General features: G+C 45.8%; 20 protein-coding genes. 9 read left to right on the forward strand and 11 right to left on the reverse strand.

What is annotated here, in order from left to right:
• Positions 1 to 115: 115 nt before the first annotated feature.
• Together D829_RS0121745 and D829_RS0121755 are read right to left on the reverse strand one after the other, a co-directional pair.
• On the reverse strand, positions 116 to 385 hold the full coding sequence (locus D829_RS0121745; protein WP_017691047.1) for a hypothetical protein: 270 nt from the start codon (positions 383 to 385) through the stop codon (positions 116 to 118).
• Between the two features lie 737 nt (positions 386 to 1122).
• The gene (locus D829_RS0121755) at positions 1123 to 2514 is read right to left on the reverse strand and encodes a hypothetical protein (RefSeq protein ID WP_017691049.1); all 1392 of its coding nucleotides are present in this window, start codon (positions 2512 to 2514) and stop codon (positions 1123 to 1125) included.
• Positions 2515 to 2778: 264 nt separating this feature from the next.
• On the opposite strand from D829_RS0121755, the gene D829_RS0121760 reads away from it, so the two are divergent.
• Positions 2779 to 3903 (forward strand): LLM class flavin-dependent oxidoreductase, encoded by a 1125-nt coding sequence (locus D829_RS0121760; RefSeq protein ID WP_017691050.1) that lies wholly within the window; start codon positions 2779 to 2781, stop codon positions 3901 to 3903.
• 100 nt (positions 3904 to 4003) lie between these two features.
• Here D829_RS0121760 and D829_RS0121765 read toward each other — a convergent pair whose 3' ends face one another.
• Complete coding sequence (locus D829_RS0121765) at positions 4004 to 4582, reverse strand: TetR/AcrR family transcriptional regulator (protein WP_017691051.1); 579 nt, start codon at positions 4580 to 4582, stop codon at positions 4004 to 4006.
• Positions 4583 to 4861: 279 nt separating this feature from the next.
• Between D829_RS0121765 and D829_RS0121770 the strand changes: the two genes are divergently transcribed.
• On the forward strand, positions 4862 to 6076 hold the full coding sequence (locus D829_RS0121770; protein ID WP_017691052.1) for an MFS transporter: 1215 nt from the start codon (positions 4862 to 4864) through the stop codon (positions 6074 to 6076).
• A 111-nt stretch (positions 6077 to 6187) separates the two neighbouring features.
• Here D829_RS0121770 and D829_RS0121775 read toward each other — a convergent pair whose 3' ends face one another.
• Positions 6188 to 6598, reverse strand: a complete 411-nt coding sequence (locus D829_RS0121775) for a DUF2000 family protein (protein ID WP_017691053.1) — start codon at positions 6596 to 6598, stop codon at positions 6188 to 6190.
• Positions 6595 to 7158 carry a hypothetical protein gene (locus tag D829_RS0121780; protein ID WP_017691054.1) on the reverse strand — a complete coding sequence of 188 codons (564 nt, stop codon included), beginning with the start codon at positions 7156 to 7158 and terminating at the stop codon, positions 6595 to 6597. Before D829_RS0121780 ends, D829_RS0121775 begins: the two co-directional genes overlap by 4 nt.
• A 217-nt stretch (positions 7159 to 7375) precedes the next feature.
• On the opposite strand from D829_RS0121780, the gene D829_RS0121785 reads away from it, so the two are divergent.
• Both D829_RS0121785 and D829_RS0121790 read left to right on the forward strand, forming a co-directional pair.
• Entirely contained in the window at positions 7376 to 8617 is a 1242-nt protein-coding gene (locus D829_RS0121785; RefSeq protein WP_017691055.1) for an ATP-grasp domain-containing protein, read from the forward strand.
• 64 nt (positions 8618 to 8681) lie between these two features.
• Positions 8682 to 9965: an MFS transporter gene (locus D829_RS0121790; protein WP_017691056.1), complete on the forward strand. Its 1284-nt coding sequence runs from the start codon at positions 8682 to 8684 to the stop codon at positions 9963 to 9965.
• A 41-nt stretch (positions 9966 to 10006) separates the two neighbouring features.
• On the opposite strand, the gene D829_RS0121795 is transcribed toward D829_RS0121790, so the two are convergent.
• Positions 10007 to 11068: a hypothetical protein gene (locus tag D829_RS0121795; protein WP_017691057.1), complete on the reverse strand. Its 1062-nt coding sequence runs from the start codon at positions 11066 to 11068 to the stop codon at positions 10007 to 10009.
• 156 nt (positions 11069 to 11224) lie between these two features.
• Between D829_RS0121795 and D829_RS0121800 the strand changes: the two genes are divergently transcribed.
• Positions 11225 to 12088, forward strand: coding sequence for a LysR family transcriptional regulator (locus D829_RS0121800; protein WP_017691058.1), 864 nt, complete (start codon positions 11225 to 11227; stop codon positions 12086 to 12088).
• Positions 12089 to 12239: 151 nt separating this feature from the next.
• Here the strand turns inward: D829_RS0121800 and D829_RS0121805 are convergent, their stop codons facing one another.
• The 4 genes from D829_RS0121805 to D829_RS0121820 all read right to left on the reverse strand — a co-directional run bounded on the left by D829_RS0121805 (position 12240) and on the right by D829_RS0121820 (position 18293).
• Positions 12240 to 14306, reverse strand: coding sequence for a methyl-accepting chemotaxis protein (locus D829_RS0121805; RefSeq protein WP_017691059.1), 2067 nt, complete (start codon positions 14304 to 14306; stop codon positions 12240 to 12242).
• Between the two features lie 228 nt (positions 14307 to 14534).
• Complete coding sequence (locus D829_RS0121810) at positions 14535 to 15641, reverse strand: Glu/Leu/Phe/Val dehydrogenase (RefSeq protein ID WP_017691060.1); 1107 nt, start codon at positions 15639 to 15641, stop codon at positions 14535 to 14537.
• Positions 15642 to 15928: 287 nt separating this feature from the next.
• The gene (gene cdaS / locus D829_RS0121815; RefSeq protein ID WP_152417119.1) at positions 15929 to 16555 is read right to left on the reverse strand and encodes a sporulation-specific diadenylate cyclase CdaS; all 627 of its coding nucleotides are present in this window, start codon (positions 16553 to 16555) and stop codon (positions 15929 to 15931) included.
• A gap of 223 nt (positions 16556 to 16778) precedes the next feature.
• Positions 16779 to 18293, reverse strand: coding sequence for a DUF6359 domain-containing protein (locus tag D829_RS0121820; protein WP_085981467.1), 1515 nt, complete (start codon positions 18291 to 18293; stop codon positions 16779 to 16781).
• A gap of 223 nt (positions 18294 to 18516) precedes the next feature.
• On the opposite strand from D829_RS0121820, the gene D829_RS0121825 reads away from it, so the two are divergent.
• The 3 genes from D829_RS0121825 (at position 18517) to D829_RS0121835 (ending at position 19801) form a co-directional block, all read left to right on the forward strand.
• On the forward strand, positions 18517 to 18810 hold the full coding sequence (locus D829_RS0121825) for a hypothetical protein (protein ID WP_017691063.1): 294 nt from the start codon (positions 18517 to 18519) through the stop codon (positions 18808 to 18810).
• A gap of 153 nt (positions 18811 to 18963) precedes the next feature.
• Complete coding sequence (locus D829_RS33810) at positions 18964 to 19119, forward strand: hypothetical protein (protein WP_017691064.1); 156 nt, start codon at positions 18964 to 18966, stop codon at positions 19117 to 19119.
• A gap of 124 nt (positions 19120 to 19243) precedes the next feature.
• Positions 19244 to 19801: a GNAT family protein gene (locus D829_RS0121835; protein WP_017691065.1), complete on the forward strand. Its 558-nt coding sequence runs from the start codon at positions 19244 to 19246 to the stop codon at positions 19799 to 19801.
• Positions 19802 to 19968: 167 nt separating this feature from the next.
• Here the strand turns inward: D829_RS0121835 and D829_RS0121840 are convergent, their stop codons facing one another.
• A complete protein-coding gene (locus tag D829_RS0121840; protein ID WP_017691066.1) occupies positions 19969 to 20745 on the reverse strand; it encodes a Crp/Fnr family transcriptional regulator in 777 nt (258 codons plus the stop codon).
• Positions 20746 to 21118: 373 nt separating this feature from the next.
• Between D829_RS0121840 and D829_RS31690 the strand changes: the two genes are divergently transcribed.
• Positions 21119 to 21550 carry a GAF domain-containing protein gene (locus tag D829_RS31690; RefSeq protein WP_017691067.1) on the forward strand — a complete coding sequence of 144 codons (432 nt, stop codon included), beginning with the start codon at positions 21119 to 21121 and terminating at the stop codon, positions 21548 to 21550.
• The last annotated feature ends 88 nt before the right edge of the window (positions 21551 to 21638 follow it).

The following is a 21638-nucleotide window of genomic DNA, read 5'->3' on the forward strand; positions in this document are numbered from 1 at the left end:
TTAATAACGTTAAGTAACTTACTTACTTACTACTTACTTACTAGTAACGACTAATAATAAGTTAATAAGTAAAGTAAAGTAAACGTAACGTACGTACGTACGAATACTTTTTTTCTTATTTATTTCGTAATGAATTTGCTAAATACAACATTAACATCCCTACAAATATCAATAATATTCCTTCAATTTTATACGACCAAATCTCTGAGGTTATGAAACTACCAAAGATATCAGAGTTATCAGACTTTACATTTTGGTATTCTGCAAGAACCAACATAGCTTTGTTCATACCCCAATTAGTACTTTGAGCAATAAACTGAAATCCAATAACAAATAATACAAATGAACAGATAAGGGCTACTAAGGAAATCATTTTACTTTTCAAAATTAAATTCTCCTTTGATAATATAATATTGGAAAGGGGAACCTCAAAACTCAATTGAAGTAAATATCATCTCAGTCTATTCCATGTTACGTATAATCTCAGCAGATGCTATTTTCCACGTGATATTATTGCGAGTCATCCTAAAAATTAGAGCGCCCGATTTGATATCCGTGATTTGATTTGTGTCGTCATAAATAATGATCTCGAAACTGGCAAGCACTTCCTTTGAATTTGAATTACTATTAATTGTTTTATAAGTGACACTAGGTCTTTGGAGATTATTAATAGTGTGATAATTCAGGAATTGAATCACAGAATCAGGATAGGTGTAAGACGTGCTCTCATTCTTATAAAAATGGGACAGATCATGTTCTATCACTCGCTCGGGTGATTTGAATACATATACTCCTCCAATCCCCCCGATTAAAATAGCCAGTGAAAGAGCCAATAGAATAATCGTTTTTTTCTGACCATGTGGCTGCCTCCTAAAGAATAAAATAAGTATGCGCATATGTATGATAAGAGATGAATCTAATGAATATATAATAATTAATAAATATTATTTTAAGAACCAATGTTATCAATAGAAAAAGAGGCTTACATCCAATTCTGGAGATAAGCCTTGCTAATAGTCGCACATTTATTGCTATACTCCCCCATTACCATGAGTGCTAGGACTGTAGATTACAGGCTTACTAGAGATAGGTATGGGATACAAGTTAATTAATATAAAGACACTAGACAAGACTATGATCAAAGCTACTTTTTTTCTCATAATTACTGTAAACCTCCTCTATGAGAGTCTTATACTTGTTTTTTATTTCTATTGAAGCCCTGCCTCTATGTCTTTCGAATAGACCAACACACTGTATAGTAGTAGATTCGCTCTTTATTTTTCTAGATAGTTGCAAACATTTTAATAAATTTTGAAAACCTATTGTGTATCTTTCTCTCTCAAGTTGATATATCGTTAATTCTTTTAAGAATTGCACGTATCTTCCATTGGTAATCTGTTCTGTATAACTCCCTATATCACCATATGTTTCCTCATACTTGGAGATATAGAGATCAAATTTATCAAGCACTGAATCAACATCCATCTTATGATGATTTGATGCTTCCATTATTTTCAACAGTCCTGGTAGTACCTCTGCCTCATTTTTCTCAATAAAGTTAATATAAGACTGTATAACAGCAGAATCACCCATCATAAGTCTATATAAGTAATGATTCACCTCAGCCCACGCATTAAACTTATTAATAAAAAAGAGTTCTTCATCACTGGGGTTCTCAATTTTAATTAATTTAGAGTAAACCTCGGTATATCGGAGCGCTTCAGGATATTCTTGCCGCCCATCACATGCGGCTGCCCTTATTAAGTTCGAATATGCTGAGTATACGACAAGAGGATAAGAGGATATTCTCTGAATTTCCGACTTTTTTTTCTTGAAAGACTGTAAAAAAACTATCTTCTGTTCAAGATCTTCTCCAAGTTCAAATACCTTATCCCAGTATTCCAGAGATGAGTATGTATTCGCCAAATCCTTAATCGCATCCAGCTGCCTCTCCTCATCCAAGCGATTAATATAAGGCTCAAAGTGCACAGCGGCCCGTAGGTTATCATGTTGATTCTGACCAAGCGAGAGGGTGAAGATGCGATACTGGCACAGAGCCAGACGTTCCGAATGTTGATATTTCTCACATTCCGCCACACATTCGTACAACATCCGTGCAGCCTTCGTCTGTCCACGTTCAAGCATGCCTTCCGCCATCTCGAACAACTCCGAGATATACGAGCGATCATCCGTCACTTCCTGGATAACCTTATGAATACATTCCAGCTTGTCCAATTCAGCACAGCGTTGCAGGAATGGTTCCAGTCTCCTCCAATGAGGTGCCGATTCCACGAAACATTCAGCCCCATATATCTCGTAGAAATACCCCTCTTCCAGCTTCATGCCTTGGGTAATCAGATCCAGTTGCGCCATAGCGATGGGCCGAGTCCCCTTAATAATTGCGCTAAGCGTTCCAGCATTAACTCCCGATATATCGGCAAAATACTGTAGGGTGTACCCCTGTTTCCTGATGTAGTCCTCAATATATGAGCGTATCGTAGTTGTAGGTTCCATGTATCCCACCTCCACAATGAAAATCCATAATTTTGAATTTATATGATAAGCACAATTTTAATCCTAAATTTTACAGCGGTCAATAAAAATCGTGGCAATTTCCTTCACATTCATGCAAGGAGGCTTCGCTGTTCCTGCTTATAGAAAAAATCCATTAGAAGAATCCGTAAGAACGTGATACATTTAATCCAACTTATATATCCTACTATTTCAATAGGATTATACGACACAGAAATTATCAATTCAGTTCGAGGAGAAGGTCAGATGAAATTTGCCTTGTTTAGTCTCATGATGAATCTGCCTAATGCCGTAACCGGGGAAGCTCTGACAACTCAGCAGAAATTCCACAATATATTAGAGCAGGCAAAGCTGGCTGAACGACTGGGATTCGATGCCTATGGGATCGGTGAACGACACGGTGCGCCTTTTCTATCTTCCTCGCCACCTGTCGTATTAACCGCGATAGCCGCAGCAACCACACGCATTCGGTTACTAACCACCGTCACTGTTCTTAGTATACTTGATCCAGTTCGGGTTGCCGAGGATTATGCCACGTTGGATCAATTATCGGGCGGACGGCTGGAGATGATCATCGGGAAAGGCAATGACCCTCGGCACTATCCGCTGTTTGGCATCCGCGAAGAGGAACAATGGGACTCACTCGATGAACGCTACCATCTGCTAAGACGGCTGTGGTCTGAAGAGAATGTGACCTGGCAGGGAACGTATCGCCCTCCGCTTGAGGGAGTGACCACGTGGCCAAGGCCGCTTCAGCAATCCATCCCGATCTGGCATGGTAGCGCCTCCAGCACGGTCTCGACCGAACTGGCTGCCAAATATGGCGAACCGCTCTTCACGTCGAATTCTTTCCATCCGCAAGCCAAATACAAAGCGTTAATTGATCATTATCGGGAACGCCTTGATTATTATGGTCATGATCCGCAGCAAGCAGTGATTGGCTCTGGTGCCGGCAGTCTCTATCTTGCGGATACGGGTGAAGAAGCCATTCGCCGTTATAAGCCATATTATGAAGCGTTCCATGCCACCGCCGCCGCACAGCATAACCAGTCTCCTTTTACCGATCTGGAGGATAACATCGCACGGGGTCCTGTGTTGATCGGCAGTCCGGAGCAGGTCATTGAGAAAATTCTGGACTATCATGCTGCTTACGGACATCAGGTGCTGAGTATCAGCGTAGATGGATTGACGCATAGCGAGCAGTTGGAGCAAGTGGAGCGTTTTGCCAAGGAAGTTGCCCCTGTATTACGCCGCGAACTGCCCAGTTCAGTATGGAATGAACCCCCGGTGTTAACCCAGCACTCATCCTTCCTTTCCTCTAATGTTACAGATTCATGGCCCACAGCCATCACACCTATATTCCAGGTCTAACAATCTCCCACGTACAATATACATGTGCTCCTTCCAGGGTGATTCCTACGAATCGCCCTATTCCCTCTTCCTCCCACTTCTATCGTGACTATCCCTATATCTACTTGGACTGAATGCCTTCCAACAATGAACGGAGCATCACATCTACAAACGCATCATCCATCGCTTCCCCCGTCACTAACATACGATAGAACACCGGCCCATAGATCAGATCAATGTATAATCCAATGTCCGTCCCTGCATTCAATTCGCCGCGCTCCACACCCTTCTCCAGAATCCCCCGAGCTTCACGCCGACGTGGTTGGATGTATCTTGTACGGTATTCTTCGGCAAGCCCTGCATCCGACTGCCCTTCCCCAATAATCTGTGTAATCACTTTTCCTTCCCGACTGGTCAAAAAACGAACCAGATTACTCGCATGTATGCGTATATCCTCCAATACCGAGCCTGTATCCGGCACTGGCAATCTTGCCGTTGCAGCAGACATATATCCGTCCATGATGACAGCGCCTTTATTCGGCCACCATTTGTAGATAGTGGCTTTGCTCACCTGTGCACGTTCAGCAATCTTCTCGATTGTAACCGCCCCGAATCCGTGTTCCAACAACAACTCATACGATGCTGTAAGAATGGCATTCTGGGTTTCCATGTTACGTGGACGTCCTCTTTTGGCAGTCATCTTGAGCCCTCCTGGATGTATAAAATATATTTAATCATCAGTATTATTCATAAAAACGATACGTTCATTATACTAAATTGCCATGAGTACACACAATTCCATCCACCACGCACCTTTTTATCCTCATTTAAATTCTCATTAAATATGTAGAGCCTATTTACAATACTATACGTTTAGTTTATTATATGTTTGTAATTAGTGAACACAACGTTTAGTAATTAACGTTTTTAATATTAACTGTTTATTGTGAATACAAATTTAGAACTATGGAGGATGATTATGATGGATATGAGACAACAAGTGAAGAAGGCACCTGTGCCCACCTGGATTATTTTTTTGCTGGCATCCGCTTGTGGACTGATTGTGGCAAACCTGTATTATGCTCAGACCGTTATCGGTCCGATCAGCATCACAACGGGGCTGTCTTCTGCCGCTGCCGGATTGATCGTAACGTTGACTCAGATTGGTTATGTCATTGGTTTGCTGTTTATCGTGCCGCTCAGTGACATTACCGAGAATCGGCGCCTGGTCGTGCTTTTCCTCATCGCACTGGTCGTTGCCCTAATTGCTGCGGCTTTCTCGCCCACTGCTGTTGTATTTCTGACTGCCTCCCTGTTCATTGGCATAGGTTCTGTTGTCGCTCAGATTCTGGTGCCCTATGCAACGTATCTTACCTCCGAAGAGCAGCGCGGTCGGGTTGTAGGCAATGTAATGAGTGGTTTGTTGCTGGGCATCATGCTGGCTCGTCCTGTCGCAAGTTTCATCACCAGCCTCTTCGGATGGCAGACGGTCTTTGTATTCTCCGCCATTGTCATAACACTTCTCATGTTGCTCCTATCACGTGCTCTTCCTGCTCGCCAGCCTGAACCCACCTTGAAATACGGGCAATTAATCGTGTCCTTGGGCACACTGTTCAGAACGATGCCGCTGCTGCGCCGCCGGGCGTTCTATCAGGCCAGTCTCTTTGGTGCTTTCAGCTTGTTCTGGACTACGGTTCCGCTCAGACTGGCTAACGATTTTGATATGTCACAGCAAGGAATCGCCTGGTTCGCACTGGCTGGTGTCGGAGGCGCTATTGCCGCTCCTATTGCCGGAAGATTGGCAGATCGCGGACTAACACGTATTCTGACGGGTGCTGCCATGGTGATCGCCGCTGCTTCATTCGGTCTTGCTTATGTGTTCCAGAGCCACTCCACGTTGGCATTGATCCTGCTTGTGATCGTGGCGATCACACTAGATATGGCTGTCTCGGGAAATCTGGTGCTGGGTCAACGCATTATCTATTCGTTAGGAAGTGAAGCGAGAGGACGTGTGAATGGTATATTCATGTCGATCTTTTTTGTCGGCGGTGCGATAGGTTCATCCCTTGGAAGCTGGTCTTATGCTAACGGAGGCTGGAGTCTCACAACGCTGATTGGCCTGATCATGCCGCTGCTCGCTTTGGTGTATTACTTTACGGAAAAGAAAGCAGCCGTTGTCAGCAAACATCTATAAGTGCGTGTTCAAAAAGGGCGGTTTTCAGTACCTTGAACAACCTCTATAACGATTCTTTCATATGTAAAGAAGGGCAGAGTGATCTCTAAGATCAGCTTCTGCCCTTTCCCCTTATTTCATGACACTGAATTTTTTGGTCGCTGCCCTAACTTGATCATCCTCGCCCCATACAATGACACCTACCACTTTGGTAGCTTCCAATTCCATCGAAGCAATCTCAACTGCATATTGTTCAAAGGCATTGTTGAGCGATTGGCCTGTCTGTGAAAAAACAATATGGCTCAGTCCCCCGCTGTCATCTGCGCAGAGTTTGGCCAGATTGATCAGTTGATTCTCCCCGGCCTTCAGAATGACCGTGCTATATCGGATGCCCGCATGCTGAACGCCGCTATGATCCAGCACAGGTTGATCAGCATATAACCCCGGCTCATTCAGGGCTGCTTGTCCCATTAACAGGGCGGCCACATTGGCGGCGGCTCCAGGTTCCAGATTTTTATCCAGTATAATAGTAATTCTTTTCATATGACTGCATTCACCCTCTGTGTATTTTGTGTAAAACATACCCATGGCATGTTGATTCCCTCGCGCAACACCTTGTAGGTCACAAGTCCGTAATGATCAGCGCATAACTGATTCGTGAGCGCAATGGACTTCTCCTTGTTGAGCATGACCTTCCTGCAAGCTTCAGGGTTGGACGATACGGTGCTATTCTCTCTATAGGTTGTATCAAGTTCAGATAACAAGTATGTGGTTGCTGGATGATGATAGATAATATCGATCTGATCGGGACATACCGCATGGAAGCCGGATAGAACCAGCGCAGGAATTTTCTCCACAAAACTCTCAGACACCGCTAGTTCAGAATCCATGATGAAGCTGTTGAGCTTGGGATACGCCCCGGGGACCAGCAAGCAGGATATGATCCCTGATCTCAAGTCTTCCGCAGCCGCTTCAAATTCAGGGTATGGCTTGATACGTTCCGAGTTGCCTAGCTTCTTCGCGATATGCATGCTGCAAGTCAGGAATCCTTCATCGTCTCCCAGCGTTCCCAGTATGGCATATTTCTCTTTAACGATCTCCATTTATTTCTATTTCCTCCTTTTTATTTCTAATCCGCTAAAGATCGTATACCAAAAAATTCCTATTGTCAATTAACACTTTAACGCAACATAAATATGTATTTTAGTTCATATTTTTAACCAAAAGGTGTATTCAAAATGGAAAATATTGAGCTATAATGTTATGAAATGAATTTTTACTATTTTTAGTATTTTGTTGAAAGGGGATATACGAGAACGTATGAAAACCATTGTATACATATCTGATTTCAGGCTTCCAACTGGATTAAACTTCGTTAAACCTTTGCAAAAATTGGCGGATCACAAGAAAATTCTGATTATTGAACGGCATAATTTGCATCATGATGAGGTCCTCAGGGACTTCTTTGATGAAATTAGATATGTCGATCATCTGGAGTCGGTAGATGCCATCCGGGAGCATATGATGCAGATCCGAGAATCTCATTCCATCTCTGCTTTGTTAACGCCGGGTGAGAATGCGATTGAGATCGGTGGTCAGCTCCGTTCCGAGTTCGGGATCCCCGGTATGCAGCGCAATCAGGCTGAGGCTGTTCGCAACAAATGGATCATGAAACAAATGCTGCATCAACGCGGAACTCGGACATCCGAAATTGCCATTGCTTTACATGAACAGGACTATATTCGTTTCACTGCTGTACACGGCTTCCCGATTATTGTGAAGCCACTCAGCGGATATGGAAGTATCAATACGTTCAAATTGTCCAGCATGGATGAACTGGTACATTATCTTCACCATACAAGACAAGCACAGCAAAGGGATTTGCTGGAGGAATTCATCTACGGTACGGAGTTTCATTGTGATTCCATTGTGTCTAAGGGCAAAGTTGTATTTGCATCTGTTTCCCAATACCTGTATAACTGCCTGGATATTGCGACGAAGCAGAAACCTCCAGCCAGTATTACGTTCCCTGAAGGCACGGAAGCTGATTTTATCCATCACATCAAAGAACTCAATGAACGGGTCATTGCTGCCTTGGGTATCAATCAATCCGTAACACATGCCGAACTTTTTCTGACTCCGGAAGGAGAAGTGGTGTTTGGAGAAATTGGTGCAAGAATCGGGGGATCGCATGTTATGCCTCCTTGTATCAAGAACACCCATGGCGTTGATTTCTTCGAAGCCGTCACTGATCTGGAAGTTGGAATATATGAATTTAAGCAACAGGAGACAAGCCATAAATTCACAGGCATGATCTGCTTCCCTTCACGCGCAGGGGTAATTCAACACATATCCGGGATAGAGGATTATGCGGATATCCCTGGCATCGTTGAGTTCAATGTATCCTATCAAGTGGGGCAGCTCGCCGGGGACGTCAACGATACCATGACCCGATCAGGCTATGCTATCGTGGAGGGAGATTCGTTCGAGGAATTGCGTCAAACCCTGCTGGATATGTACGATCGCTTCAAGATTGAAGTGACGGTTGCTGAAACCGTATAAGATGTACGGATAACTCACCGTTTTTGGTCTGGAGTGACGGTTATCTTGGGGAGGGCTGGAATTATTGTCGTTATTCAAAACCTACGCGGGTCTGAGCCGCGATATCTATTATCTCTGTTTAGCCAGAACGATTAACAGCACGGGAGATTTTGTATTCTCCCTGATTACCTTGGTGCTTACGTTACAGATGGGCATGAATGTGGTCAGTGCAGGGATCTTTGTATCCATGGCAGCCCTGATTAGCGGACCCGGTGTACTTCTCGGCGGCTATTTAAGCGATCTTATGGGCAAAAAAACAATTATTGTCATCGGGCAACTGTTGTCTGCCATCATGATTATAAGCTGCTCTTTTTGGTCAGGCACCATTACCGTTGGTTATCTTCTGATTGCAGTCATGTTCTTCATCAGTATTACCCGGCCTGCTTATAATGCACTTATTATTCAACTGTGCACAGAGGAGAAAGAGCGAAAGTCCGCCTTTTCCCTCATGTATCTGGGGGCCAATCTGGGTATAGCCATCGGACCACTGGTCGCCGGTTTTTTTATCAAGGATCACGTCAACATTGTCTTTATAAGTATTGGTACCGTGTTTCTGATATCTACCTTTATCATCATCAACCAGGTTAAGATCGGCACACGCAAGGAATTGGCATCAACAAACAGCGAACATGCTGGACAACAAGAACAACAACGATCGAGCCAACCGCCTTCGCCGTTATTCAGACTACTGCTGAAAAATCCACTCGTTGCCTTCTTCATCGTTGTGTCATTTCTTAACTATTTTATCTATATGCAATACTCATTTAGCCTCCCACTCCAGATGAATCACTCATTTGGCGAGAACGGGGCAGCATATTACGGCTCTGTCATGACCATCAATGCCATTAGCGTCATTATTCTTACCACCGTGATCCTGTCCGCTACACGCAAATTAACTGCCTTAAACTCCATAGCCACAGGCGCACTCTTCTATGGAATCGGATTTGGAGCCTTGAACCTGCTCGGTTACTTTCCCCATTTCGCCATCGTCGCCTTATCCACGGTGCTGTGGACCATTGGAGAGATTCTCGTGCAGACCAATATCAATCTGTATATTGCTTCGCGTGTACCCGATACACATCAGGGACGGTTTAATGGCTTGCTGTTATTCGTAGGTTGCCTGGGTTATACACTTAGTCCATATTTGACAGGCATTTTCATCAAAAGCATGGACATGGAAAGTGTATGGATCATTATTCTGGCTGTCAGTCTGTTCTATGCGTTGTGTATGATCATTCTCTGGTATATCGAAAAAAGCTCAACAAGAAGAAACGAAATGAAACCGCTGGATCACTCCAAAAGTATCTGAACCTCAGGGCAGCCTATTCTGCCCTTTTTTTCACTTTATTTTCACACCAAAACAGGCAAATGTGCATTCGCATCATACTCAATCAATTGCTGACCCGTATGCAATCTCTGTACCAGATCTGGATTGGCGATAAACGGTCTGCCGAACGCAGCCAGATCTATGCTTCCCTTGCCAATTGCGTGCTCTGCGGTCTGAACATCCAAATTCCCCACACCAATGATGATTCCATCCCACCGACTTCGAATCCGCTCGTGAAAGGATTGCTCACCATCCCACGCTTTCGCATAATGATCTGTTGAGGGATGCAAGATTGTTATTCCCGTCTCGCGGAATAAGTTCAGATATACATCGATCATTCCAGCTTTGTCTACCCAAGCATAGGATGCATCATCATCCTTTTTCTCAGAGAATCGTACCGATATGCGATCCACACGAATCTCTTTTTTCACAGCCACAATAATATCCCGCAGGAACCGCAATCTGCCCGCAGTGTCGCCTCCATATTCATCTGTTCTGTGGTTGGTCTTCTCATTGATAAACTGGTCGATTAGATACCCATGCGCAGCATGCAGCTCGATCCCGTCGAACCCTGCCAGAACCGCATTGCGGGCTGCCGTCTGAAAATGCTGAATCGTATCCGCTATATCCTGTGTACTCATCGCTTGGGGCACCTGATACGGCTTATGCAGCTTATGCACTCTTCCTTCTGCTGCAAGGCTGGAGGGTGCCAGTGGAGCGGTTCCGATCAGATCGGAATGGGACAATCTGCCGACATGCCACAGTTGAGCAATAATGGTGCCGCCATGTCTGTGAACAGCATCCGTTACCCTTTTCCAAGAAGTCGTCTGTTCATCTGTATATAAACCGGGGATGCCGTAAGTGCCTTTGCCTGACAGGTTGGGGTTTATGCCCTCGGTAATGATCAGTCCCACGCCATCCCGCGCACGCTGCTCATAATATGCCACCATCTCATCCGTCACGGTCCCCTCCCGATCATCAGCAAATCCCCGGGTCAACGGCGCCATCACAATTCGGTTTCTTAATTGCCACTGATGAATCGTTACCGGGCTTAATAATGTTGAACGTGTATTTATGTTATCCATGTCATATCCCTACTCTCTTTGTCATTAAGGATATTGTACGGCGACCCTGATATATCGTAAAATGATTGAAATATATAGTTGTATCTCTCAGAGAGATACCTAACATCAGCGTCTGCGGAAGTAATTGAAGTTAATCCACGTTCAGGAGGATACAGCATGGAACTTTCCGATATCGATATTGTTCTCGCGGTGGCGCGTTCAGGCAAAATCTCACAGGCCGCGAAAGAACTAAATTACGCGCAATCCAATGTCACTACACGCATCAAAAAACTGGAGCAGGAATATCAGATCCAGCTGTTCAACCGATTTCCCAAAGGTGTTGTACTGACCTCCAAAGGAGAACAGTTCGTCCAGTACGCCACACAGATTCACAACCTTTTGCATGATCTGAAGCAGGATATGACCGATCCCGGTGAGCCTTCCGGCACGCTAAAAATCGGCATTGTAGAAACGGCGGCATCCAGCCGTTTTATGGAGATTCTGAATGAATATCAGATAACCTACCCGAAGGTGTCCATCTCACTCGTTAACGCCACTTCACCCAAAGTACTGCGCAAGAAAATACAGGACGATGAGATTGATGGTGCTTTTATCAGCGGGGCTTGTGTGAAAGAAGGTTTGAAGGTGGAATATGAGATGCAGGACACGGTTCATATCATCTCCAAGCGGATAGATACACCACCCGAAAGTCTGTGCCAAGTATCATGGGTTGTTTTCCCCGAGGGCTGTCCGTATCGTGAAATGACAGAAGAATTTTTGCAGGAAGAAGGGTTGTCCGCACGTAATATCATCGAAGTGAGTACGATGGAAAACCTGCTCAGCTGTGTGGAGTCAGGAATCGCTTTTACCATTATGCCGTGCAGCGTTATACACAAGAAACCGGAGGAATTCTCCGTATTTGATCTGGCTGATCGCTATACTCATACCACGACAACCTTTGTCCGCGGTGAGGATCGGTATGTCAGCAGTGCGTTGGATCAATTCATGAAGCTGCTGAACCAGAAGTGCATCACGTTTTGAAGATACAAGCTATACCACATCACACGGAACATTGCCCTTATTACGCATTACTTAGATGGGGACAGGGGTGCTGGTTGCAAAACAAAAAAACACTCCGAAGAGTGTTTTTTTGGTCGTTATTCTTACCCTCTATACCATATTCAATTAACCCTTACTCCACCTTGAATCGCGCAGCCGATTCGGCCAGCTTTTGCGTCAATTGATCGATCGTATCAACCATGTTCGCCAACTGCTGTACTGTGGAAGATTGCTCCATCATGGTTGCTGTTACCTCTTCAACCGAAGCCGATACCTGCTCTCCTGAAGCCGACAAACTATGGGCAGACTCCAGTACATCATCCTTGTTCTGTAACATCTCCTGCATCTGTCCTGCCATCTTAGCGATCTGTTGATTAATGACCGTTACCTTCTCCAAAATCAAATCAAATGCCTGACGAGTCTGCAAGACAAGCTCATCCTGTCTGGACGAGATGGTGTGAATTTCGGCAACACTTTGGTTATTCTCGGCAACATCGGCCAGATTCTGCTCGATAATGCTGGAGATTTCCTTGGACTGGCGGGAACTCTGCTCTGCCAGGTTGCGGATCTCCTCAGCTACAACTGCAAATCCTCTGCCATGCTCACCTGCCCGTGATGCTTCAATGGAAGCATTCAATGCAAGCAGATTGGTCTGCTTCGCAATCTGGCTGATGGCTTCCGTGATCTGACTAATACTGCCCGAACTCGTTTGAAGTTTGACGGTAATCTCCGAGATTTTCTCCACTTCCCGCTCGTTCACCTCATTGATACGCATCAGTTCATTCACGACTTCATTCCCGTTGTGGAATACAGTCTCGATCTCATCCGCTCTTGCCTTCACATCCTGTGCACTGCTGTTCATGGCAGCCACTTTATCGCCAAAGCTGTTGAATTTGCCTGCAATCTGCTCCGTATCTTCCGATTGGGCCTCCATGGCTTTTGCAATCCCCATGGACGTCGCTGATGTCTCATCAATGGATCTTGAAGTCTGTCTGGATGTCTCCTCCAACTCCTGAGTGCTGGCCTGAAGGACATGGATTGAATTATTCATATCGGTAATAAGGTTCCTGTTCTGCTCCACCATACCATTGAAGCTCTCCGCCAGATCCTTGAATTCACTGTTATATCTGCCATTGGCCTTAACGGTCAGATTGCCTTGAGCAAGCTGTTGGAACAGACCGCTCAGACGTATGATAGGTCTTGTAATACTGCGAGAAATCAGCAATCCCACACCAATAGCCAGAGCAATCCCGATCAATATCACGATAACCATCTGGCGCTGCATATCCTCTATCGGACGCTTGATATCGTCATAATCGTCAATAATGAGCACAGAGAGATCTGCACCCGGAATCTGATTAATACGATAGTAGGTATCATCTCGATCCATCGAAGTGATTTTCACTTTGTCGGTGGCTCTGGCCTCGATAATTCCCATCGCGTCCTTATCCTCTTCCAGCGTTTGTCCCACAATGGAAGGGTCCAGTGAATCATACATGATGATGCCGCTCCGGCTCAGCACTTCAACTCTGCCTTCGGCATTGATTTTAATGTCTCCGAGTTGCCCCAGGAAAAAGTTGCTGTCCACCGACATAGCAAGCACACCCAGGTTATTCCCCTCTTCATCGATGATGGGCTCCGAGAATACAATAATTAGCTTCTTGCTAGTCTTAGAGACGACGGCATCACTGATGAAGGACTTCCCCTGTATGAATTCCTTAAAATATTCCCGATCTCCCCGTGACTGACCAATCACTTCCGGCATGGTTCCTGCCACCATGATTCCTTCCTTATCAAAAACGAACAGGTCTGGCTTGCTTCCTTCCGTTTCCGATATACTGTTGGTCAAGATCGTATTGGCCTTATTGAAATACGGGTTCTCATCCGATAAAAATTCTTCATCCGTCATGTCAGTTGTATTACGCAGCTCCAAGAGTTCCTTGAAGGTATTATGTACGGATATCGCATGACTCAATTGTTGTTGAAGCTGCATCGCTGTCCAAAGCCCTTCCCCAAGGCGGTCAGCCATCACATTCATTTCATCCTTGCTTTTCTTGACCACAACATCAGATGAAATCATATAACTTGTGGTCGTTGCACCAAGCAGAACCAACACAACCAATACACTGATCATGAAAGGCAGCTTGATTTTAAGCGACATATTTTTGAGCTTATGCCCTGCCCCTTTTCTTTTCCCCATTTCCTTCTCCCCACTTCCCTAAACCATCTGCATCTGAACGATGTACATACATTATCGGAAAAATCCATAGTGAAATTGATCAATTAGGGAGATATTGCCACTGTTTTTCTTTTTTTAATTCTGATAGCAACATAAAAAAATGGCCTGTCAGATCGACTACCCATCTTGGGAATGGATGTTGCCGTTATCTAACAGACCCTTTTAAATTTGGTTATGATTCTATTAAGTTTACTTGCGCAATCTCCGGGAACTCAATGCGTGATGACCATTCTGCAAAAATGTACTGCGCGTATTCTTCATCTGTTCAATCCGTCGCTCAGCCAGACGATCTGCAGCAACATAGGTTGCGATGCCCTCGGTACGTGAGCTTTCGAATATTTTCTCCAGATTGGAATAGATCTCTCCGATCTTGCTCCACGCCCGATCCGCGTTATAACCGTTCAACTCATCCGCAATGTTAATTACACCACCTGCATTGATAACATAGTCAGGCGCATATACGATGCCCATATCATACAGCTGATCCCCATGACGGGTCTCCAGCAGTTGGTTATTGGCACAGCCCGCTACAACCTTCGCCTTAAGCGTTTTGAGCGTATCGTCATTAATCGTGCCGCCCAGCGCACATGGTGCATAGATATCACAATCCACACTAGTGATGTCTGCGGGATCAACTGCTGTCGCGCCGAAGCGGTCTACAGCCTGTTTCACCGAGTCCTTATGGATATCCGTAACGATCAGATGTGCACCTTCCTCATACAGATATTTGCACAGATGCATCGCCACATTGCCGACACCTTGGACCGCTATCGTTTTACCCTCCAGCAGATCGGTACCAAATGCTTCTTTGGCTGCTGCCTTGATCCCACGATATACACCCCAAGCCGTTGCAGGTGACGGATTACCGGATGAACCATAACTCGCCGAGATGCCTGTCACATAATCGGTTTCCTGATAGATCAGGTTCATGTCCTCTTCCGTTGTTCCCACATCTTCGGCTGTGATATAACGTCCGTTCAATCCTTGAATGTATCGTCCAAATGCCCGAAACATCGCTTCGTTTTTGTCGCGCCTTGGATCTCCGATAATAACGGTTTTGCCGCCACCCAGATTCAGGCCGGATACCGCATTCTTATATGTCATACCACGGGCAAGGCGCAGGGCATCTTCAATGGCTGCTTCTTCTGAAGCGTAAGTCCACATCCGTGTGCCTCCCAACGCAGGGCCGAGTGTTGTGTCGTGTATGGCGATAATTGCTTTTAACCCTGAATTTCGATCCTGGCACAGAACCAGTTCCTCATAATCGTGATGCTCCATTGCTTCAAACCAACTCATGTGCTAACCGTCTCCTCCAACCATTTTTGCGATCCAATCGCATTGTTCTCTATTCATTGACCATCCTCTATTGTACCCATGAATACCCAGTTTGTGCAAAATCACATCGCAATGTCAGAGAAGCATCGATCGATGTTTCTCATATGGCGGGAGCATAGCTGTCGAATTTCAGATTATAATTTTATCGTCTATCAATAGAAAAACCTCTCTCCCTTACAGGAGAAAGGTACACTTCCCTCAACAGCCTCATCTTAATCGCCCCAAGTAGGCCACTTGATCGTTCACATTTAAGATAGCGTCTCAACCACATTAATTGGATGCAGATCGCCCCCAACGGCAAATGAAGCCTGTCCCGTCTCCTCGGAAACGACCAACACAACCGCATCCGTCAATTCACTGAGTCCCAGTGCAGCCCGATGACGAGTGCCTATTTTTCGTTCATGCACTTCCGCTTGCGACAATGGCAGCACATTACCAGCGGATACAATCTGATTGCCACGAATCAACACAGCCCCGTCATGTAATGGCGCACCGGGAATGAACAGCGATTCCAGCAACGCATGGGTGACTCTGGCATCCACAGCCACACCTGAGTGAATGATCGACTCCAATGGAATCTCCCTTTCAATCACAATCAACGCCCCATATCTCCGGTCAGATAGATGCTGTACGCTCGATGTTAATTCGGCAAACTTCTCGGTAAAGGGCGACAGATAACAATCCAGATAAAATGAAGAGGCGAGCACCTCAATCTGCTTGATCTCCGCTCGAATCTCTGCAAATTGCCCTAGCAGACAGACACTGTCATTGTCAAAACGGGATAACGTCATATTCATTCGATCCGCTACACGATGGAGGTCTGCCTTGAGCTTCTGTCTCATCGAGGAACTGTCACAGTCTGCTTGCCGGTTCATCATACGTCGCCTCCTCCTTTGGGTTGTACCTGTTGTACCTCGCACCACATCATTAGTACCCATAACTTCCCCTCCAGAGCAGGCATTTATGCAATGGCAGCAATGCTGTCTGAGTTAATCCTGGTCTTGATTGTAACTGATATAACAAGCAAAAAAGAGCCTGTCCGCAAAACTCCACGGTCAGACCCTATTCGCATAATGATTTGATGTTTGTTTACTTTACTTATTGAGCTTTGCCGTATGAACCTGTCTTAAATGTAGTCGGATCATACCATTTGTACCCTGCCGCAGGTGCAGCCCACGGCTCAAGTTGCGGCTCGGTTGATGCAGCCGGAGCTTCGATAGGAAGCAGGCTTGTTGCCGTATCCAATGTCAGTCCTGGCACTTGTGCCAGACTGGTATAACTCTCTTTGACCGCAAGCCATTTCACAGTATTCACAAGGAAAGTGGCATCATCCACTTCTTTGAATCCATCATAGGTCTTCTTGGTAGCACCGGTCTCTTCACGCAAATATTTCGGAGTAGCGTCTTCCACAGGTGAAGAGTCACCGATAAATGCGGCTTTGCCCGCACCAACCTTTGCAATGGCAGCATAGGCTCCTTCAGCTCGTCCACCACCATTGTATACGCCCTGATCCACAGCATTGCCCCACTTGGACACACCACTTGGTACATACACCAAGCCTTTGGCTTTGTTCGGGTCTATAATCGCAATAGTCGATCCCGCATGCATGGCTACAGAATTAACACCAGCCGTAATGCCGAAGGATTGTGCAGGTGCAACGATATCTGATGCATTAACATCTCCAAGGGCATTGTAGCGGAAACGGACACCAAAGTTCGTCGCCAGCCAGTCTGAACTAGTCACACTCTGCATCGCTGGTGATTCGGCTTCAGCCGAAGACATGCCTTTGGCCGGATTCAGGAAGGCACCGCGGCGATAACCGTTGAATACTTCGGAAGAATCCCAGCGGTTTTTGTTACGGTCTGCATTATAGTGGTCGGAGATGAAGAAAATACTCCCTCCGTTCTGCACGTACTGCACCAGCGCAGCCTGCTCAGTCGCTTTGAACGGCACGTTGGCTTCGCCGATGACAAAGACGTGGTAATCTTTCAATTTATTATAGGTGATAGCTTGCTCACCGAATGTATACGGGATGCTGCGTTCCAGCTGATCCACGGCAAAGCCTGCGTTTCGCAAACCATTGGCAAAATCCGAAAATGCCCCGTCAATAATCCAATCTGCAGCACCTGCTGTCTGGGCGTGGGTATTATCGAACAATACTTTCTTGCCGGTGCCGTCCGGCAGTGTTGTGCCCGGGTTCGGTTCTGGATCAGGATTGGTTGTTCCGGAGGAAAGTGTGATGGACGTTGGGTTTTTGACTCCTGCATAGCTGTTGTAGGCACCGAGGGTTCCGGTTACGATGATCTTTTTGCCTACAAGACTGGGGTTGGACGCCAATCCATATTGCGAACGGAAAGATGAGGGAATCTGTACATCCAATAATCTGGCGTTGGTTCGCTCTGACGCTGAATCGGCAATCAGAACATTAAAATCATTGGCATACGGAGATGTAAACTTCGCGGTAAGTGACCCGGTAGCATGTCCAACAATGATTCCTTCAACCGTTGCTGTTCCTCCACCGCTCTGGGCAGCGATGGCCTGAGATACCGTAAGTGGTGCTGCAGCTTGTACCGAACTTTGCGAACCCGGCCCCAGCAGTGCGGTTGCCATCATGATAAAGACCAGGAATGCCCCGATCCAGTGCTGCCATAACGCCTTCTTCATATTCCCTTTCTCCTCCTCCAAATTACCTGATAATGGTTGTCCTCCTTTAATTTAATGGTTCATATGGTGAATTCCTCTTTCTTTTTGTAAAATTGTTGAAAAAGTTTAGAAGTTGAGTCTATTTGCCCATACTGATTATCATTAGGATTCCATTTACTGAAGGAGTAAAACGATGATGAAATTGGTATTTTTGTTGCTCTTGTTAGTTGTTCCGCTGATTATGGCTTATGTTGCTCTTCGTTCCCGGATGGTTACCCGAGTGTTCCATATTGTTGCGCTGCTCTGCTTCTATAGTGCTGCAACCGTCATTGCTGGTGATGTATATGCGACGAATGCCCATATGACCACATTCACCACCGAGATTCACCATTTCCTGCTGAATGGCTGGTTCCTGTATCCGTCTGCATATCTCGGTGTATACATTCCCTATGTGCTGTGGAGAAGCCTATTTTTAGAAAAAAGTTGAATTCGTTGCGGACTTGGGATTGCATTTTGCCAGCGTTCATTGCATAATGAAGATATAAATGTGATAATGATTATCATTCTTGAACTTGTCTCAATGTACTTTTCTACTGCATATGATTTTACGATTTTATAGATAAAGGGGAACGAACATCGAATGAATACAACTCTGCAAAAGGCTGATCTGCAGCTTGACGATTATTTGGATCTTCTGAACCTGGCAACCAATCTGGGTGATACGAGATGGCAAAAGGAAATTATCCGTAAGCTGGCTTATACTTATCCTGCAGTTCAATGTAAACAACCACAATAGCATGCCACATACATCATAAATCTACATTATGGCTCATGACCGATTCATTCGTTGAATCCGTTATGGGCTATTTTTGTTGTACAATGTACAGTAAAGTTATTCAAACGTGAAGGAGTGAACAACGATGCAACTGGAGACCGAACGACTTATCATCCGGGAGATTCGGGAGACCGATTGGGAGAGGATTCATGCCTATACTTCCATGCCGGAAGTTACACAGCATACAGCGTGGGGGCCGAATACCGTAGAAGATACACGAGCATACGTGCAGTTTGTCTTGGACATGCAGCAGACAAAACCACGAGAAGGCTATGAACTGGCGATATGTTTGAAAAGTGATGGAACTCTCCTTGGCGGAGTAGGTATTCACGTGATGGAGAAAACCAATGCAGAGATCGGTTATGTCCTTAACCCCGCTTACCAAGGGAAAGGTTATGCCACCGAAGCAGCCCGCGCTTTACTGGGTTTCGGTTTCAACGAACTGGACGTTCACCGGATTTACGCCAAATGTCGTCCGCACAACACAGCTTCGGAGAATGTCATGAAGAAGATTGGCATGCAGCGTGAAGGGCTATTACGCGAGCACTGGTTCTACAAAGGTTCCTTTCATGACTCTGTGATCTATTCGATTCTTGCAAAGGAATATGCACATGAACAATTTCACGGAAACACAAAAAGCTGACTCCCATATATGGGACGCCAGCTTTTCTTTTCTTTTTCTCCGTAACGACCCCAATCGCCAATGGAGGTGAAGCCTTGAAGCCTCATTTGGAATCCAAATCGAATTTGTTCCTCAGGGATGCAACCATTGATCTTTCCTTATCTCGGGTTACCTCGGAACAAGCTATTTTACAACCGGCACAGCTCTACCGGACAGCTCGGGAATGTCGGACATCCACACATACAGCGCAGGGCTGCCAGATCCCGAATCATCAGTTTGCCGTCCATCATATCCAGCGTACCTTGTTCCTTCCATGCCCCCAGCATCCGCGTTACACTCTCCCGGGTCGCTCCAATCATCTCGGCAAGGTCGGTATGGTTCAGCTTCATGTCCAGCACAATACCATCCGGTGTAACCCTGCCATACGAATTGCTGGCACGGATCAGTGTCGAAGCGAGCGCACCCGCCTTGCCATAGAGCAGCAAATCACGAAATCTCGACTGGGTGATCCGCTGCGATAGTGCCATCCATTGCAAGAATTTCAAGGCAAGGTCGCCATGTTTGCTGAGTATACTTTCCAGATCGCTAAGCGAGATAATGGCCAGTTCCCCTTTTTCCGCCATCTCTGCACTGTAGCTATGATTCAATCCGCCGATGCCGCCGAATTCACCGATGAGATCGCCGCTTTGCTGAATGGATAAAATAATTTCCTTGCCATCCTCCGTCGACTTGGTCATTTTCACTCGTCCCGAACGAATGTAGTACAGATATCCGGCTTCATCGCCTTCGAGAAAGAGACTATACCCCGACTTCACCCGTTTGGGCTGCATCTTTGCTTCTATCAGGCCCCATTGCTCAGATGTAACAAACGAAAGGATTCCGCCTGTTTCTCGTGTCATTCTGCCCGCCTCCGTTTGTTTCTGCTCTGCTCTTTGGGTTGTTCTTTCTACAAATACTGTACCCATAACCTTCGTCCCCCTCGGTGATTCCTTATGTATCCATCATACCGCGAAAGTAGCGCGAGGGTTATCGGGGGATTACCTGATTCTTAACGAGAAACTCCCTGAGTTTGCTGTGAGAAAAGTCACATTTCACCGATATGCCTCATCCTTCGTATTTCTTCAATCCCTTGGTGTACCTGATTCAGGAGTCCTCCACTGCCCAAGTTCAGTAGATTATAGAACGGAAATAGGGGTTTTCCCTGAATTACAACGTACGAGAATGGGTCTACAATAGAACTAACATTGTAATACCCTTACTTTAAGATGATCCTGAAAGGTTAATGATAATAATTACACGTTACGTACGTTATAATTTCGAAAAAGGAAGTGTCCTCTCATGCATGATGAACTGCCATCTGGCATTCAGGAGATGATCGACGGCCTGCGCCTGAACACATCCAGCGACTTCTGTGGACTTGCCTGTCTGAACGGGACGATGCTACGCTGGAAGTATACCTCTGGGGCTAGTAATGATCGGGTGAAACGCATGGAAATGCGCCCCGGACAAGATCTGGTGGGCACAGCCCTTCGGACTGGACGCACAGCCCGATCTGATGCACAATCCACCGGGGAGCATACACCCGGTCGTTGCCCGTTAATGCTTGCTGAGCGGCTGGTAAGTGCCATAGCGGTACCTGTGTTCCAGGAAGGAAGCGTGCCTCGTGCCGTGCTGCTCGTTGGCAGCAGACTGCCTTGCACCTTTTCACCGGACATGGTCCGGCAGACGGAGCAAGTCGCTCTACATCTTCAGCCGAAGGTATTTGGATAAAAAGTTTGAAGTAGAGAGTGAGAGAAGCTATTCGGAGATTAAAGCTCTGAATGGCTTCTTTTTTTGTTATGATATAGATAGAACTAAG

This window comes from Paenibacillus sp. PAMC 26794 (assembly GCF_000316035.1).
Classification (GTDB): Bacteria; Bacillota; Bacilli; order Paenibacillales; family Paenibacillaceae; genus Paenibacillus.

Bases quoted from the DNA above. Each gene is read 5' to 3' on its own strand.
- D829_RS0121765 (WP_017691051.1), bottom strand. From the start codon at position 4,582: ATGACTGCCAAAAGAGGACGTCCACGTAACATGGAAACCCAGAATGCC.
- D829_RS0121795 (WP_017691057.1), bottom strand. From the start codon at position 11,068: ATGGATAACATAAATACACGTTCAACATTATTAAGCCCGGTAACGATT.
- D829_RS0121800 (WP_017691058.1), top strand. From the start codon at position 11,225: ATGGAACTTTCCGATATCGATATTGTTCTCGCGGTGGCGCGTTCAGGC.
- D829_RS0121755 (WP_017691049.1), bottom strand. From the start codon at position 2,514: ATGGAACCTACAACTACGATACGCTCATATATTGAGGACTACATCAGG.
- D829_RS31690 (WP_017691067.1), top strand. From the start codon at position 21,119: ATGCATGATGAACTGCCATCTGGCATTCAGGAGATGATCGACGGCCTG.
- D829_RS0121805 (WP_017691059.1), bottom strand. From the start codon at position 14,306: ATGGGGAAAAGAAAAGGGGCAGGGCATAAGCTCAAAAATATGTCGCTT.
- D829_RS0121810 (WP_017691060.1), bottom strand. From the start codon at position 15,641: ATGAGTTGGTTTGAAGCAATGGAGCATCACGATTATGAGGAACTGGTT.
- D829_RS0121820 (WP_085981467.1), bottom strand. From the start codon at position 18,293: ATGATGGCAACCGCACTGCTGGGGCCGGGTTCGCAAAGTTCGGTACAA.
- D829_RS0121760 (WP_017691050.1), top strand. From the start codon at position 2,779: ATGAAATTTGCCTTGTTTAGTCTCATGATGAATCTGCCTAATGCCGTA.
- D829_RS0121825 (WP_017691063.1), top strand. From the start codon at position 18,517: ATGATGAAATTGGTATTTTTGTTGCTCTTGTTAGTTGTTCCGCTGATT.
- D829_RS0121785 (WP_017691055.1), top strand. From the start codon at position 7,376: ATGAAAACCATTGTATACATATCTGATTTCAGGCTTCCAACTGGATTA.
- D829_RS33810 (WP_017691064.1), top strand. From the start codon at position 18,964: ATGAATACAACTCTGCAAAAGGCTGATCTGCAGCTTGACGATTATTTG.
- D829_RS0121780 (WP_017691054.1), bottom strand. From the start codon at position 7,158: ATGGAGATCGTTAAAGAGAAATATGCCATACTGGGAACGCTGGGAGAC.
- D829_RS0121775 (WP_017691053.1), bottom strand. From the start codon at position 6,598: ATGAAAAGAATTACTATTATACTGGATAAAAATCTGGAACCTGGAGCC.
- D829_RS0121835 (WP_017691065.1), top strand. From the start codon at position 19,244: ATGCAACTGGAGACCGAACGACTTATCATCCGGGAGATTCGGGAGACC.
- cdaS (WP_152417119.1), bottom strand. From the start codon at position 16,555: ATGAACCGGCAAGCAGACTGTGACAGTTCCTCGATGAGACAGAAGCTC.
- D829_RS0121770 (WP_017691052.1), top strand. From the start codon at position 4,862: ATGATGGATATGAGACAACAAGTGAAGAAGGCACCTGTGCCCACCTGG.
- D829_RS0121840 (WP_017691066.1), bottom strand. From the start codon at position 20,745: ATGGGTACAGTATTTGTAGAAAGAACAACCCAAAGAGCAGAGCAGAAA.